The following is a 13,313-nucleotide window of genomic DNA, read 5'->3' as shown; positions in this document are numbered from 1 at the left end:
AGCAAAAAAATGCCGCCCGCTGAGACAGCAGGCGGCATAGAGACGATACAAAATCAGCGAGACGATAAGCGCGCGTGATTTACGGTTTCGCAGCGGGCGTTTCGACAGACGCTTGCGCCGGAGCAGCGGCGGGCACCTCGGATGCAAGGCCCAGCGCGTCGCGAACGCATTTCGTCGCTTCGGGCAACATGGTCCGGAACTGCGCATCGTCGGAAAACTCTTCTTCCGCCACGGCCATGCCGAGCAGCTTTCCAGCTTCGATGTCGCTGCGATAATGCACGCCCGCAATCATCCGGCTGTGACCGTAATCCGCAGCCCGCGCCAGAAAGACGGCACGCTTTTCCGGCACCATATATGCGAGGACTGCGCCGAGCGCCGTACCGGCCGTCGTGTGCCCCGACGGATAGGATGGGCTATACTTGTTGCTGGACTCCAACGGCTTCAGATCGTTGTTTGGAAGATTGAACGGCCGCGTCCGGCAGAATGAATTCTTGGCATGCTCAGCCGCGGATTTCGTCCGCTCCATCAGCCGATCAAAGATCGGATGGCAAGCCTCAAGTGCCGCACCATCGAACTTGATATCAGCGCCCTCGATAAAACGCGCGAGCGAAATTTTATAATCGGCGTGTGCATGGTCTGCCTGCGCCTCTGTTCGATTTTGCTGCAATGTCTGCAGTTCTTCGAGTTCCACTTTCGTCTGTGCGCAGCTATCACAGGGTGGCGGCGACAATAATTTGACGAGCGGATCTGTCGTCGGCTTGGGGCAGGATGCCTCCTCTGCCGAGAGCGCAATCGGCATCGAGATGCATGCGACAAGCACCGCGCAAAAAATCGTGGTTTTCCGAAACATCGTGCCGAGCCTCTTTAATTGTAAGCTACGCATGGTCGCGCATTGGAATACCCCCCAATGGGCCGCGAGCATTAAAGACCTATGACACCCATCCTTCACGAGTGCGAAGCGAGATAAAGTGTCCCAATCCCCGTTTCGCAATAGCCGTTGGATGACGGACGCCGATCCATCGCCCGCCCCGAGCAAGCCCGCGGCGTCCGATAGCAAGCCGAGCTCGGCCCCGCCTCCCTCGGTCGCACGCGCCCCGCGATTATCGTGAGCATCAATATCGCAGCGATCGTCGGTCTCTCGTTCCGGTATTTGGCTCAGCCGCAACCGGTCCTCGTGCAGGGCGAGGCTGCCGCTATTCTTCATGTCGGCGTCGCGTGGCCGCGCGAGGTGATCCCCGCGGCGCTCAAATCCTTCAGCTTCATCTTCCCGAGCACGTCGGCCATCGACGTCTAGTACGCGTCAACCAGATGGGTGCGACGCCGCATGAACTGTCCCATGACTGGCTACAGCTCTGGATTCTCGTCGCCGTTTACGCGGCACTGACGGCCCTGTCCGGTTGGCTTCCGGGCCGCCGCTCGGCTCGGCTTACGAACGGGCAACGATGATGAAAACCCGCATTCTCCTGCTCGGATTGGTCACGCTGTGCGCAGCGGGCGGCATCTATTATCTCCACCGCGAGCCACCGGCCGAGATCGCAATGCCCATCGGCATCGTGCGCGAAACCGAAATCAGGATCGCTCCCGAAGGCATTGCCCGGCTGGACTCGATCCTCGTGAAGCCCGGCCAGCAGATCCACAAGGGTGACGTGCTCGCGGAAGCTTCTACCTCTCGGTGAATTCGCCGTGTGGCGCGCGGCTCGGGCCGTCAACGATCACGACCCGAACAGCAACAGCTTCCTGGTACGGATCGACCCAATCAAACCAGCCGAAGGCATCGAGCCCGGCATGAGCGCCTGGATCGAGAGCGCTTCGCGCGCCGCGCAGCTAAATATCCGGCGCGCAAAATCCAAATGACCGCATGTGATGCAAATGAGCCGCGATTCCACCGAAATCGACCAACGTTCATTATTTGTCATGAACACCGTTTCTTGCGCTGTGGCACCCTCTCCGCTTGCTATTCACATTGAGGAGTGAAGCCGATGCGCAAGATCACTGTTTTGACATTTGCCGCTCTCGCCGCTGCGACGTTCTCCGCCGCTCCGGCCAGCGCTCATTCGCACTCATGCTTTAAAAAATATTCGATGGGCGAGGCGCTCACCGAAGACACAGCCAAGTTCCAGGCTGACGAAGCTCTTCTTCAAGCCACAGACTGGGGCGTTTGGGCAGTTTGGATGACGGGCGCGGGAACACCGGGTTACACGTTCAGCCCGCGCAAATACCATTGCTCGCAGGGCGGCTTTGGGTGGACCTGCCATGCACAGGCGACACTCTGCAAACTCTGAGATTTCGACGAAGCAAGGCGAAGGCGGCGGCAAGCGGGCGCCCCTTCGCGATCATTTCGATGCGTTAGTCCAAGTAGTGTCCACTTCGCCAATGGCGTTATTTGCGCTTCCGCCGCGCCGCATCCGTTTTGATGGGCTTATTGCGCAAAAATCCGGATAAACCCGAAGGGTCGTCAGAACTGGTTGAAACGGCGAAGATGATCGCGCCGACGACGACCAGTCCAAGCATTAGGGCGCCAAGGTCTACGAGCGAAAAAAAATCTGCCGTCATCACACGTCATCCGCAATCGCGATAAAGCGCGATGGTTCGCATGATGTCCCGCCCCCGGCTGTTCCTTGCGGAACAACCCGTCGGCATTGTCCGCCCAACGTCAGTGCGCCGAGATAAGCATTTGGCGATGCGCGCAATCTATGACAGTAAGGGAGATGGCCGACGGCCGACATTCTCAATAAGATCTTATTTGCACTCGACAATTCCGGAAGAACCGCATGTCATCCGCCCCCGTCGCATCGCCGCTGTCCAAACTCCGGGCCGCGGCCCTCGCCTGCCTCGTGCTGTCTGGAACCGCAGGACAGGCGCTCGCCCAGTGCGGCAACGGCCCCAGCGGTTTCAACGCGTGGCTACAAAAATTCCGCCAGCAAGCCGCCGCGCAAGGCATCAAATCCAGCACAGTGGTGTCGGCGTTATCGGGCGTGACGTACGATCCGACCGTAATCCACCTGGACCGCTCACAGCACTCATTCAAGCTGAGCTTCAAACAATTCTACGCCCGCCGCGTCAGCAACGCGATGATCCGGCACGGCCGCGCGCTGATGCAGCGCCATCGCGCCCTCTTCGATCGCATCGAAAAACGGTTCGGCGTGCCAGCGCCCGTTATCGTTGCGATCTGGGGACTGGAAACGAACTACGGCGCCAACCTTGGCGCCCGCTATTCGATCATCCGTTCGCTCGCAACGCTTGCCTATGATTGCCGCCGCACAGAATTCTTCACCGGCCAGTTGCTCGACGCCCTGCGGATCGTTGAAGAAGGCGACCTGACACCATCGCAATTGCGCGGCGGGTGGGCGGGCGAAATCGGCCAGACGCAATTCCTGCCGACGCCCTACATCCGCTACGCCGTCGATTTCGACGGCGACGGCCGCAAGGATCTGATCCACAGCGTACCGGACGTTCTGGCCTCGACCGCCAACTTCCTTGCCGGGCACGGCTGGCAGCGCGGCGCAGGCTGGCAGCCCGGATCGCCGAACTATGGCGTCATCGCCGAGTGGAACAAAGCCGACGTCTACGACCGCACGATCGCGGCCATGGCCGACCAGATCGCCGGCCGTTGAGACGCCGGATAACGTCACGTCGCCCAGCGGCGGAAGATCACCGAAGCGTTGACCCCGCCGAACCCGAAGCCGTTCGAGAGCACGTATTCAACGTCGCTCTTGCGCGCTTCCGGTCCAATCAGATCAAGGCCTTGCGCTTCCGGATCGGGATCGGTGAGGTTGAGCGTCGGCGGCAAGACGCCGTCACGTAGGGCCAGAACCGAGAAGACCGCTTCAAGTCCGCCCGCTGCCCCGAGTAAGTGCCCCGTCGCCGACTTCGTCGATGAAATCGCAGCGCCGGGACCATTTCCGAAAAGCGCACGCATAGCTGCGAGCTCCCCGCCGTCTCCCACCTGAGTCGACGTCGCATGCGCATTGAGATACCCGATGTCGCCTGGCGCGATACCCGCCATCGCCAGCGCCGCCCGCATGGCGCGCAGTGCGCCGTTTCCATCCGGCGGCCCGGACGTCAAATGGTAGGCATCGGCGCTTGTCCCATAACCCACCAGTTCGGCAAGCGGCTTGGCCCCGCGCGCCAGCGCATGCTCCTCTGTCTCGATCACGAGCATGCCTGCGCCTTCGCCCATGACGAAACCGTCGCGCGCCGCATCGAACGGCCGCGAGGCTTTCTCCGGCGTATCGTTGAAGCCGGTCGATAACGCCCGCGCCGCTGCAAACGCGCCCAGCGCCACACGATTGATGCATGCTTCCGCGCCACCGCACAGCGCGATATCGGCTTCGCCGCTGCGGATCATGCGCATGCCGTCGCCGATCGCCTGTACGCCCGCAGCGCATGCCGTGACAGGCGCACCGAGCGGCCCCTTCAAACCGAACATGATCGAAACGTTGCCAGCCGCGAGGTTGACGAGAAACGCCGGGACCGTGAACGGCGAGAGCTTTTTTGCGCCCCGTTGATCGACCGTATGAACCGCATCGGTGATGGTGAGAAACCCGCCGATGCCTGAGCCGATTACCGTCGCCGTCCGCTCGCGCGATGTTTCATTGTCCGGTGCCCACCCTGCCTGCGCCAACGCTTGGCGCGAGGCTTCAACGGCGAATTGAATGAAGCGATCCATCTTTCTCCGGTCTTTCACCGGCACGGCCTTCGCGACGTCGAAACCGTTGGGATCTTCGCTGATGTCAGGAACGACGCCCGCAACCTTGCAGTCGACATCGGGAACGATGGCATCGTCGAGCCGCCGGATTCCGGATTGGCCGGCGATGAGACGCTGCCACGTCGTCTCGACGGTCGCTCCAAGAGGCGAGACGACGCCCAAACCGGTCACGACGATCCGCGGACTTGTCTTCCGATCTGCCAAACTGCGTTCCCCTTCCGATCCAAATTTTGCTGGGCGGCCCTTCCGTGTTCGGGGCCGCCCGCGGCAACGCTCAGATACATGATATATGCAATTTAAAATGACAAGCGGACGATATGCATCGGCCACAGAAGAACGTCAAATTCGGACACGATTAGGCCCTCCAACTCCGCCCTGCCGTCAAGCCCCCTGTTGCAAGCTTGCAGCGCTATCCCAGTAGGCGTGCTGAACGCCAGCATTTTGCGCAACAAAGTGCGCTCCGGCACTATGCGGCCGCCGTCCCAAGCCCTAGAAAAAATCCAATCCGGTCACCGCAATTGCGCGCGTCCAGCTCGATTGCGGCTTTTACTATCTACCGCGCCCGCTGATGACCCTCATCGTCATAGTCGGGCCGGACACGTCGATATGTCAGCGTCTGTTTTGTAAGCAGAGTATCGTAAGAGTGGGTAGCGTTCGGACCATACTGGCCAGCCTGTTTACGGCTCTCGGCGGCTTTTTCCTCCTCGCCATGACGGTTGGGGTGGGCTTTGCCCTCTATCTCGCAACCGCGCCTGATAGCGTCTCGGCCCCGGCCGACGCTGATGCCGTCGCCGACCGCCCTCTCGTCCGCGCCCAGCTGTCACAATCGCCGAACCTTATCCGCGAAGCCGCGATGTCGGTGCCGCGCCCGGTCGGCCTTCCCGCCCCCGCGGTCGATCGCGCCGCCCTCATTCGCAAACTCCAGAAAGCCCTGGCCCGTGCCGAATGCTATGACGGCCCGATCAGTGGCGTCTGGAGCGATGCGTCGAAAGACGCTATGCGCGGCTTCCTCAAAACCGTGAACGCCGAACTGCCGGTCGGCGCACCGGACGCAGCGCTCGCCGCTTTGATCGACTCCAACGCGGCTGCGATCTGCCGTCCCGAACGCACAATCGAAACTGGTGCTCTGGGTTCGGCGTTGCAGGCATCTGCTGCTGAGGCCAACGCCGTGCTGCAAGGTTCAAAGATGCGTGCAGCTAATGGCGCCGCGGAAGATCGTCACACCACGCCCGCACCCTCTCTGCTCGGCCGCGCCTTGGCGCCGGCTGGAATGCTGACGCCAACGGCCATGGCTGCATCGGAAAATAAGCCAGCATCATCCAGCACGCCTCGCGCCTCCGCGCCGGAAGTGACCGCCAGCAACGATGTATCGCCGACCGATGATACGTCCGCTCCGGCTTCCACACTCCATTTCGAAGGCGACAGCCCGCTTCCGGCCGCGCAATCCGTCGATCCACAACCGTCCGAGATGACGCCGCAGCCCGAGCCTCGCAAGGCAACATCGGTAAAGACGAAAAAAACCAAGACAGCGCGGCGCCGTCCTGCCAAATATGAGGACGTCGAAACGACGATCAGCAAGGGCTTCAATTCCTTGCAGCAGTCGCTCTCGTCGATGTTCTAGCAATTCCCAACGGAGCAAAGAATGATGCCGAGACGCGCCATACTTCCGATGGTGACGGCGATAGCGCTTGCAAGTGCCTCAGGCGCGGCTTGGGCTGGTGATTACGCCCCTCTCAACTGTCACAAAGCCAGCTCCCCCGCAGAAAAAACGATCTGCAGCTCATATCCGCTCGGCCAAAGCGAAGCCCGCATGGCGACGCTGTTTTCGGTCGCGACATCGCTCGTCGCCATGGGCCAGCGTGGCGACATCCAGGATGCCCAGCGCAACTGGCTCGCGTCGCGAGACGCTTGCGGCAAAGACGTTGGTTGCCTCGACGCCGCCTACCAGCGGCGCATCGGCGCACTCAATAACGTAATTGCGAATATTGCTTCCCGCGGACCGTATTGAGCCTTCCCTAACGGCTCCCCATATGTTGGGCGGAACGTGACCGGCGGCCCAGCGTTCCGCCCTGGAAACCCGCTGCGTGCCCGCATGCACGTGCGCCGATTGGAGAAACTTCCATGTTGAAGTCCAATGCCGCACAGTTCGTCTTCCTCACAGGCTCATTCATGATCGCAGCCGCGACAAGCGCTAGCGCTATCGAATGTCGGGAAGACTATCAGATCGTGAACGGCCAACCGATCTCGACACCCTATTGCCGCGACGGCTACCTTGCTCAGGTGGCCCGCGAATACGGTTTCAAAGCCTCGGCCAGCGCCATTCGAAACAATCCATCGCGCAAGGAAGAAGTTTGCCGCTTCATCGGCAACGACATCCGCGTTCAGACCGCGTGCTCGGAGGTGCTGCCGACACCGAGGGACTCACGTTGAGGTAAACAAGCGCCGCGATCATTGGCTCGATAGAATTCGACCGGTTATCGCGACGCTTTGTTCATGCGTTGTGTCGAATGCCCTTGCCAACCAATTCTCATGCGCCCCGAAACAGGCGCAACCCTCCGACCTGAACCGCTCACTTAGAAACGAAAGGCAGGCAGCAATGTCATCGAGCACAATCGTCAAAAACCACTCCGGAGTCTTCAAGATCGGCGGCGACATGCCGGTCAATCGCCTAGGCTTCGGCGCAATGCGCATCACCGGCAACGGCATTTGGGGTGAACCCTCCGACAAGGACGAATGCCTGCGCACGCTTCGCAAGCTTCCTGAACTCGATATCGATTTCATCGACACCGCCGACAGCTACGGCCCCGAAGTCAGCGAGCGCCTGATCCGTGAAGCGCTCCATCCCTACAAGGGCATCAAGATCGCAACGAAGGCCGGCCTTGCCCGCACCGGTCCTAACATCTGGATCCCGCTAGGCCGCCCCGAATACCTTCGCCAACAGGTCGTTCTCAGCTTGCGCCGACTGGGAGTCGAACGCCTTGATCTCTGGCAGTTGCACCGTATCGACCCGAAGGTGCCGCAGAACGAACAGTTCGATGCGATCAAGGCCATGCAGGCTGAAGGTCTGATCTGGCATGTCGGCTTGAGTGAGGTCGGCGTGAAAGAGATCGAAGCGGCGCAGAAATTCTTCAAAGTTGCGACGGTGCAGAACCGCTATAACCTCGCCGACCGCGCCAGCGAAGACGTGCTGGACTTTTGCGAAAAGCATAGCATCGGCTTCATCCCGTGGTTTCCGCTTGCGGCCGGTGATCTCGCCAAGCCAGGCTCGCGCCTCGAAGCAATCGCGAAAAATCACGACGCCGGACCAAGCCAGATCGCACTCGCGTGGCTGCTGAAGCGCAGCCCTGTCATGCTTCCGATCCCCGGCACCTCGAAGGTCAAGCACCTTGAGGAAAACATGATAGGCGCCAACATCAAACTGAGTGACGCGGAATTCGCCGAACTCAGCGTGCTCTCTAAGCCGAAGTCATAACGCCCGGTTTCACTGGCGGAGAGCTGGCGAATGACGTTGCCAGCTCTTTCATCAAGGCGCGCACTTCCGGATGCTGATTGACGTCCCAATCCGCGAGCATCTTTTCTAGATTGTCCTGCCGCTGTCGCAGCAGCCGCGCGTAAAGTTGTTGCCCCGTCTCAGTTAACTCGACAAAGCCGCCCGGTGCCTCGCGGGCCATGCCGGCCTCTTCGAGACGGTGAAATACCCGCGGCTGCCGCGTTTCCTTAGGCCCCAGCCGCTGGCGAAGCTCGTCCTTGTCTGCCCGGCCGCCGATTTCGCCAAGCCGCGCCAAAAGCCAGAATTCATCCGGCTGCAGCGCGACATCGAACCGCTTCGCTGCCTGCTCATAGTAGCGCCAGCGGTTTTCCTTCGCCGTAATGCGTTCCACGATCCGTGCCAGTTCCTCAAGCGACGTCGCATCGCGCGGCATCTGCAGCGGATCGTTCTGCGGCTCGACTGCCAGCGTCGCCCTGAGCGGCACTTCCTTGATCAGAAACGACAGCAGAAACGCAACGAACGCCGTCGCGGCGGCCGTCCGGAAAACCGGATGCAGCGCTGCAACGAACAATTCGTTGTACGTCGCCTTCAATTCGGCGGAGAGCGCACCGATTGCAGTCGGGTCGCTCATCGTATCGGCAAGCTGCGGCGCCTGAGCTGCAATTTCCCTGTTCAACGCAAAACCGAAAATCGCACCAAAGAGCGCGGCTCCGACGGAGCCGCCAATCGATCGGAACAGCGTCGTCCCTGACGTCGCGACACCAAGCTGCTCGTAGGCGACAGCATTCTGCACCGCCATCACCAAGATCTGCATGACCATGCCGAGCCCTAGGCCGAGCAGCACCATATAGACCGACGCTGTCGACGCCGAGGTATCGACCGTAATGGACGATAGCAGCACCAGCGCCACCGTCATCACGCCCGTCCCCATGATCGGAAACATCTTGTAGCGGCCGATCCGGCTGATGATCTGCCCGCTCGTGATCGAACTGACGAATACGCCAAGCATCATCGGCGTCAGATGCAGGCCCGCGCTCGTCGGATCGAGCCCTTTGACGATCTGCAGGTAAAGCGGCAGCAGCGTGATCGAACCAAACAGCGCCAGTCCGACAATAAACCCGATCGCCGCGGCGACAACGAAAGCGCGATTGGCGAACAGGGTCAGCGGTAGCAATGGGTCCGCAACGCGCGTCTCAATGTAAATGAATGACGCCAGCGACACGAGACCGAGAAGCGAAAAGGCAACGAGACTGACCGGCGCTTCCGATGCCAGCGTCGCCCCGAGGCTCGTGACGATAACGATCGACGTCAACGTCAAGGCGAGCAGCATGGCGCCAGGATAATCGATCTGGATCTTCGACGGCTTCCGATGCGGCCGGAAAGTCCTATTGATCACGGCGAGTGCAAGGATGCCGAATGGCAAGTTGATCAGAAAGATCCAGCGCCACGACGCATTGCCGACGATGAACCCGCCAATCAGTGGACCGAGCACAGTCGACAACCCGAACACACCGCCGAAAAATCCTTGATAGCGCCCGCGCTCGCGCGGCGGCACGACGTCGCCGATGACCGCCATCGCCGTCACGATCAATCCGCCGCCGCCGAGGCCCTGCACAATGCGGAATGCGATCAGCTCGGGCAGGTTCTGCGCCACACCGCACGACGCCGAACCGACGAGGAAGATCAGGATCGCGACCTGCAGCACGATCCGCCGTCCGAACAGGTCGCCAAGCTTGCCATAGAGCGGCACGACGATCGTCGTCGCAAGCAGATAGGCCGTGACGATCCACGAAAGATGCGACAGCCCGCCGATCTCGCGCACGATCGTCGGCAGTGCCGTCGAAACGATGGTCTGATCGAGAGATGCGAGCAATAACACCAGCGCCAGAGCCGAAAAAATCGCGATCCGCTCGCGCGCGCCGGTGTCGGGCACAGACTGTTGTCCGGAATTGGAAATTGCCATGTGCCGAACATCACCCCCGCATTTTTCAGCGCATGCCATTGCGATGCACCGCGATCTCGCAGATTTAGCCCGACAAATTCAAAATGAGACCAAGCGTGTCATCACGCCTCACAGCCAACGAAAAAAGCCAGGGTATGTCCCACGAGGTGGGGAACGCGCCGATGCCGTGCTGGTATCCCACAAAAGGGCATATTAAACTTGGGGGCCGTGAATTGCTGAATCTCGATCACAGAGCAAGCTTTCCCTAAAGTAGCGCCGCATAAGCAACACAACTTGTCATAAGCTTCGCGCCGTCCGGGCCGTCGGTTGGCCCGTTCGTGCGAATATGTTAGCCCAGCCTAAGAAATATTGAGGACCGTATGCGCTCACTGACGACGGCCATCGTAGCAGCAGTGCTGATGTGGCTGGCGGCTTCACCCGCCGCAGCCGGCCCCGCTCTGCTGTTCGAGCCTTCGACGGGAAAGATTCTGTACGCCGAAGATATCGACGACATCTGGCATCCCGCGTCTCTCACAAAACTGATGACGGCCTACGTCGCGTTCGAAGCGGTCAAGAACGGCGAGATTCATCTCGACGACAAAATTCCCTGCTCATTGCCCGCAACGCTTCAACCACCGAGCAAAGTCGGCCTGCAAGTCGGCCAAACCTTAACCGTCAAGCAGGCATTGCAGGCGGTGATCATCAAGTCTGCCAATGACGTAACGGTGATGCTGGCGGAAGCAATCTCGGGCAGCGAAGCGAAATTCATCGACCGCATGAACGCGACGGCGAAACGCCTCGGCATGACGCACACGAGCTACGTCAACACCAATGGCTTGCCTGATCCCGGACAGCTAACCAGCGCCCGGGATATCGCCAAGATCGCGCGCGCCGTGACCAGCGAGTACCCTCAGTACGCCAGCTACTGGGCCATGCCTGCCATGCACATCGGCAAGCGCCGCCTCGGCAGCCATAACGCGTTGCTCAAAACATTCCCCGGCGCCGACGGGCTGAAAACCGGCTTCACCTGCGATTCCGGCTACAACGTCGTTGCCGCCGCGACCCGCGACGATCACCGGCTGATGGCCGTCCTTCTTGGCGAGTCCTCCGGCAACGAACGCGCCATCCGCGCCGCGGCCATGCTCGAATACGGTTTCCAGAACTACGACTGGAAGCAGCTCTTCAATACCTCGACCATCGACAACTACCCGATGGACCCGAACTATAAGACGGTGCAATCCGTCCGCGATTCGGTCGCGGCATGGGGCTGTCACCCCCAACGCAGCCATACCGCCGGACACAAGCACAAGTCGAAGCGCAAGCTTGCAGCCGCCAAGAAGAAAGCCACCGAAAAGGCCGCTGCCGCTGCGAATGCTGAACCTGCGGCGTTGAAGGGGCCGGTTGATCCAACGCCGGGCGCTCCCGCAGCGAGCGGCGATGCGCCGAGTGCTGCTGCGACGGCCGATTAACCGCAATAGCACTCGCGGAGTCTAGACCAGTAGCTCCAGCGGCCTGTCGTCAAAGGGGCATCCGGGAGGCTGAGCCGAATCCGGCGGCGATGCCTGATCGGAATTGTCGCCGTCGTCGCCATTCCCTCCATCGTCATCCGGCGACTGGGCGCTATCGTCTCCCGAAGAACCGTCGTCAGGCGAAGCTTGCGACGGTGGCTGCGCCGAATTGGCGTCCGGTGCGCCATCGTCTGGCGCAGCGTCTTGCGCGAGTTCCATTCCGGCACACCCGCGCAAAACAGGACACTCGCGGGCCATTACGGGCGAAGCGGTAACGAAAACAGCGATCGCAATTGCGACCAGCGCCGACGCCTCGGAAACGTTATTCATACGACTTTCGCCCTAGCTTTTCGGCCTACGCGCCCGAAATCAATCAAAAGCTGTTCAGTTTAACCTACCTTTAGGACGTACGGAAAGCATCCGCACGCAACATGGCTCCAAACTTGCTTTTCCCGAGTCGTCAGTTTTCCAACTACGACTTGAATAGGAATTTGCGATGACTTGGCCTGCCCGGGCGACCTTGAACAAAGAAATGGATTTCACGCCGCCGCCCCAGGACCTAGGCGCAATGGCCGAGGTCCTCGAAGGCAAACACGGATTGTATGCGGCGGGGATAGCCGAATTCTTCGCGCTGTATCACGGCCAGAAAGGCGATGTGGGACGCGCATGGGCCTGGACCGGCGTCGCCGAGCTTGTCCGCACGCGCGAACGCGAACGTCTCGACGAGATGTAACTCAATTTTCTGCGTCGGCGGCCGGCGCGCAGACGCGTATCGCCGACGCCAAAATAAAACTCCTACATCGGCGCGGCGATAACGAGGGTCCAGAACGACTTGAACTCGGTATGCGGATCCTGCACCAGCGCAATACCCATGCTGGTCGCATCCGGCGTCAGCAGGTTCTTGTTGTGGCCGGGGCTTTCTTCCCAACCCTTCATCACTTCGTTGAAGTTGATCTGGCCCGTGCCGACGTTCTCCGCCGTCAAGCGCGCTTTATAGCCCGTGCGCTTCACGCGGTCCCACGGATTGGAGCCGTCAGACCCGTAATGCGAAATGCGATCCCACTTCGCGAGATCGCGCGAATGCGCCTTCGCCGCCTCGGTGAGTTCCGCATTGAGTTTTAACGGCTTCAGCCCGTACTTCTTGCGATAGGCATTGATGACGTCGCGCGCCATCTCGGCGCTGAGCGCGGTGTGCGAATAGTCGCGATTGGAAAGAACGCCCGGCTCCGCCCGTTCGTAGGTTCCAGCCGGCGCCTTATCCAGCATCGCGACCTGCGTGCCGCGCGACGTCGAAGGCTCGCCGCCAAGTCCAACGCTCTTGGGCGCCGACAGATACGACGACGGCGACACCGAAGACGTCGTTTCGGGTTCCGTAAATCCTGACGAGATAGAAGACGAGCCGAGGCTACAACCGGCGAGTGCGGTTACAAGCCCGGCGGTGAGCGCAACGCGATACATTCTGGCAACTCCCGGCACGAAACGTGCGGCTGACGTCAGCATTGCCGGAAATCCGTTAACCGGGCGTTAACGCTAACGAAATGCGACTCGCAGCATTTGGCGCGCCGCCGCGACGCCTGAGAGCCAATCATGACACCGGAACCCTCAACGAAACTCTGTCCCGCCCCGCCTCAATGATCGCGCCAACAAGGTGTCGCGATTTTGACC

The 13,313-nt window shown here is 60.6% G+C and carries 16 protein-coding genes; 10 read left to right on the top strand and 6 right to left on the bottom strand.

What is annotated here, in order from left to right:
- Positions 1 to 79 precede the first annotated feature (79 nt).
- Positions 80 to 850, bottom strand: a complete 771-nt coding sequence (locus tag ACLB1Z_RS02385; protein WP_409561875.1) for a phosphatase PAP2 family protein — start codon at positions 848 to 850, stop codon at positions 80 to 82.
- Positions 851 to 1,105: 255 nt separating this feature from the next.
- Here ACLB1Z_RS02385 and ACLB1Z_RS02380 point away from each other — a divergent pair, with 255 nt between their 5' ends.
- The 3 genes from ACLB1Z_RS02380 (at position 1,106) to ACLB1Z_RS02370 (ending at position 2,282) form a co-directional block, all read left to right on the top strand.
- Entirely contained in the window at positions 1,106 to 1,294 is a 189-nt protein-coding gene (locus ACLB1Z_RS02380; protein WP_409561874.1) for a hypothetical protein, read from the top strand.
- A gap of 151 nt (positions 1,295 to 1,445) precedes the next feature.
- Positions 1,446 to 1,676, top strand: coding sequence for a hypothetical protein (locus tag ACLB1Z_RS02375; protein WP_409561873.1), 231 nt, complete (start codon positions 1,446 to 1,448; stop codon positions 1,674 to 1,676).
- 303 nt (positions 1,677 to 1,979) lie between these two features.
- Positions 1,980 to 2,282: a hypothetical protein gene (locus ACLB1Z_RS02370; RefSeq protein ID WP_409561872.1), complete on the top strand. Its 303-nt coding sequence runs from the start codon at positions 1,980 to 1,982 to the stop codon at positions 2,280 to 2,282.
- A gap of 97 nt (positions 2,283 to 2,379) precedes the next feature.
- On the opposite strand, the gene ACLB1Z_RS02365 is transcribed toward ACLB1Z_RS02370, so the two are convergent.
- Positions 2,380 to 2,553: a hypothetical protein gene (locus tag ACLB1Z_RS02365; protein WP_409561871.1), complete on the bottom strand. Its 174-nt coding sequence runs from the start codon at positions 2,551 to 2,553 to the stop codon at positions 2,380 to 2,382.
- A 218-nt stretch (positions 2,554 to 2,771) separates the two neighbouring features.
- Here ACLB1Z_RS02365 and ACLB1Z_RS02360 point away from each other — a divergent pair, with 218 nt between their 5' ends.
- Positions 2,772 to 3,614 (top strand): lytic transglycosylase domain-containing protein, encoded by an 843-nt coding sequence (locus ACLB1Z_RS02360; RefSeq protein ID WP_409561870.1) that lies wholly within the window; start codon positions 2,772 to 2,774, stop codon positions 3,612 to 3,614.
- 14 nt (positions 3,615 to 3,628) lie between these two features.
- Here ACLB1Z_RS02360 and fabF read toward each other — a convergent pair whose 3' ends face one another.
- Positions 3,629 to 4,912 carry a beta-ketoacyl-ACP synthase II gene (fabF, locus tag ACLB1Z_RS02355; protein WP_409561869.1) on the bottom strand — a complete coding sequence of 428 codons (1,284 nt, stop codon included), beginning with the start codon at positions 4,910 to 4,912 and terminating at the stop codon, positions 3,629 to 3,631.
- Positions 4,913 to 5,351: 439 nt separating this feature from the next.
- On the opposite strand from fabF, the gene ACLB1Z_RS02350 reads away from it, so the two are divergent.
- The 4 genes from ACLB1Z_RS02350 to ACLB1Z_RS02335 all read left to right on the top strand — a co-directional run bounded on the left by ACLB1Z_RS02350 (position 5,352) and on the right by ACLB1Z_RS02335 (position 8,180).
- Positions 5,352 to 6,329, top strand: coding sequence for a hypothetical protein (locus ACLB1Z_RS02350; protein WP_409561868.1), 978 nt, complete (start codon positions 5,352 to 5,354; stop codon positions 6,327 to 6,329).
- A gap of 21 nt (positions 6,330 to 6,350) precedes the next feature.
- Positions 6,351 to 6,716 (top strand): lysozyme inhibitor LprI family protein, encoded by a 366-nt coding sequence (locus ACLB1Z_RS02345; protein ID WP_409561867.1) that lies wholly within the window; start codon positions 6,351 to 6,353, stop codon positions 6,714 to 6,716.
- Positions 6,717 to 6,829: 113 nt separating this feature from the next.
- Positions 6,830 to 7,138: a hypothetical protein gene (locus ACLB1Z_RS02340; protein ID WP_013945723.1), complete on the top strand. Its 309-nt coding sequence runs from the start codon at positions 6,830 to 6,832 to the stop codon at positions 7,136 to 7,138.
- 166 nt (positions 7,139 to 7,304) lie between these two features.
- Entirely contained in the window at positions 7,305 to 8,180 is an 876-nt protein-coding gene (locus ACLB1Z_RS02335) for an aldo/keto reductase (RefSeq protein ID WP_409561866.1), read from the top strand.
- On the opposite strand, the gene ACLB1Z_RS02330 is transcribed toward ACLB1Z_RS02335, so the two are convergent.
- Positions 8,164 to 10,161, bottom strand: coding sequence for a DHA2 family efflux MFS transporter permease subunit (locus tag ACLB1Z_RS02330; protein WP_409561865.1), 1,998 nt, complete (start codon positions 10,159 to 10,161; stop codon positions 8,164 to 8,166). The genes ACLB1Z_RS02335 and ACLB1Z_RS02330 overlap by 17 nt on opposite strands.
- A gap of 359 nt (positions 10,162 to 10,520) precedes the next feature.
- On the opposite strand from ACLB1Z_RS02330, the gene ACLB1Z_RS02325 reads away from it, so the two are divergent.
- Positions 10,521 to 11,609, top strand: coding sequence for a D-alanyl-D-alanine carboxypeptidase family protein (locus tag ACLB1Z_RS02325; protein ID WP_409561864.1), 1,089 nt, complete (start codon positions 10,521 to 10,523; stop codon positions 11,607 to 11,609).
- A gap of 21 nt (positions 11,610 to 11,630) precedes the next feature.
- On the opposite strand, the gene ACLB1Z_RS02320 is transcribed toward ACLB1Z_RS02325, so the two are convergent.
- A complete protein-coding gene (locus tag ACLB1Z_RS02320; protein ID WP_409561863.1) occupies positions 11,631 to 11,978 on the bottom strand; it encodes a hypothetical protein in 348 nt (115 codons plus the stop codon).
- Positions 11,979 to 12,144: 166 nt separating this feature from the next.
- On the opposite strand from ACLB1Z_RS02320, the gene ACLB1Z_RS02315 reads away from it, so the two are divergent.
- Positions 12,145 to 12,381 carry a hypothetical protein gene (locus tag ACLB1Z_RS02315; protein ID WP_409561862.1) on the top strand — a complete coding sequence of 79 codons (237 nt, stop codon included), beginning with the start codon at positions 12,145 to 12,147 and terminating at the stop codon, positions 12,379 to 12,381.
- 62 nt (positions 12,382 to 12,443) lie between these two features.
- On the opposite strand, the gene ACLB1Z_RS02310 is transcribed toward ACLB1Z_RS02315, so the two are convergent.
- Complete coding sequence (locus ACLB1Z_RS02310; protein WP_409561861.1) at positions 12,444 to 13,148, bottom strand: CAP domain-containing protein; 705 nt, start codon at positions 13,146 to 13,148, stop codon at positions 12,444 to 12,446.
- Positions 13,149 to 13,313: the final 165 nt, after the last annotated feature.

This window comes from Hyphomicrobium sp. MC8b, from assembly GCF_905067615.1.
Taxonomy (GTDB): Bacteria; Pseudomonadota; Alphaproteobacteria; order Rhizobiales; family Hyphomicrobiaceae; genus Hyphomicrobium_B.
Note: the sequence above shows the minus strand (reverse complement) of the source record. Positions and strands in the feature narration are given on the sequence as shown.

Coding starts and splice junctions, on each gene's coding strand:
- ACLB1Z_RS02385 (WP_409561875.1), bottom strand. CDS start 850: ATGTTTCGGAAAACCACGATTTTTTGCGCGGTGCTTGTCGCATGCATC.
- ACLB1Z_RS02375 (WP_409561873.1), top strand. CDS start 1,446: ATGAAAACCCGCATTCTCCTGCTCGGATTGGTCACGCTGTGCGCAGCG.
- ACLB1Z_RS02370 (WP_409561872.1), top strand. CDS start 1,980: ATGCGCAAGATCACTGTTTTGACATTTGCCGCTCTCGCCGCTGCGACG.
- ACLB1Z_RS02365 (WP_409561871.1), bottom strand. CDS start 2,553: ATGACGGCAGATTTTTTTTCGCTCGTAGACCTTGGCGCCCTAATGCTT.
- ACLB1Z_RS02360 (WP_409561870.1), top strand. CDS start 2,772: ATGTCATCCGCCCCCGTCGCATCGCCGCTGTCCAAACTCCGGGCCGCG.
- ACLB1Z_RS02345 (WP_409561867.1), top strand. CDS start 6,351: ATGATGCCGAGACGCGCCATACTTCCGATGGTGACGGCGATAGCGCTT.
- ACLB1Z_RS02340 (WP_013945723.1), top strand. CDS start 6,830: ATGTTGAAGTCCAATGCCGCACAGTTCGTCTTCCTCACAGGCTCATTC.
- ACLB1Z_RS02335 (WP_409561866.1), top strand. CDS start 7,305: ATGTCATCGAGCACAATCGTCAAAAACCACTCCGGAGTCTTCAAGATC.
- ACLB1Z_RS02330 (WP_409561865.1), bottom strand. CDS start 10,161: ATGGCAATTTCCAATTCCGGACAACAGTCTGTGCCCGACACCGGCGCG.
- ACLB1Z_RS02325 (WP_409561864.1), top strand. CDS start 10,521: ATGCGCTCACTGACGACGGCCATCGTAGCAGCAGTGCTGATGTGGCTG.
- ACLB1Z_RS02320 (WP_409561863.1), bottom strand. CDS start 11,978: ATGAATAACGTTTCCGAGGCGTCGGCGCTGGTCGCAATTGCGATCGCT.
- ACLB1Z_RS02315 (WP_409561862.1), top strand. CDS start 12,145: ATGACTTGGCCTGCCCGGGCGACCTTGAACAAAGAAATGGATTTCACG.
- ACLB1Z_RS02310 (WP_409561861.1), bottom strand. CDS start 13,148: ATGCTGACGTCAGCCGCACGTTTCGTGCCGGGAGTTGCCAGAATGTAT.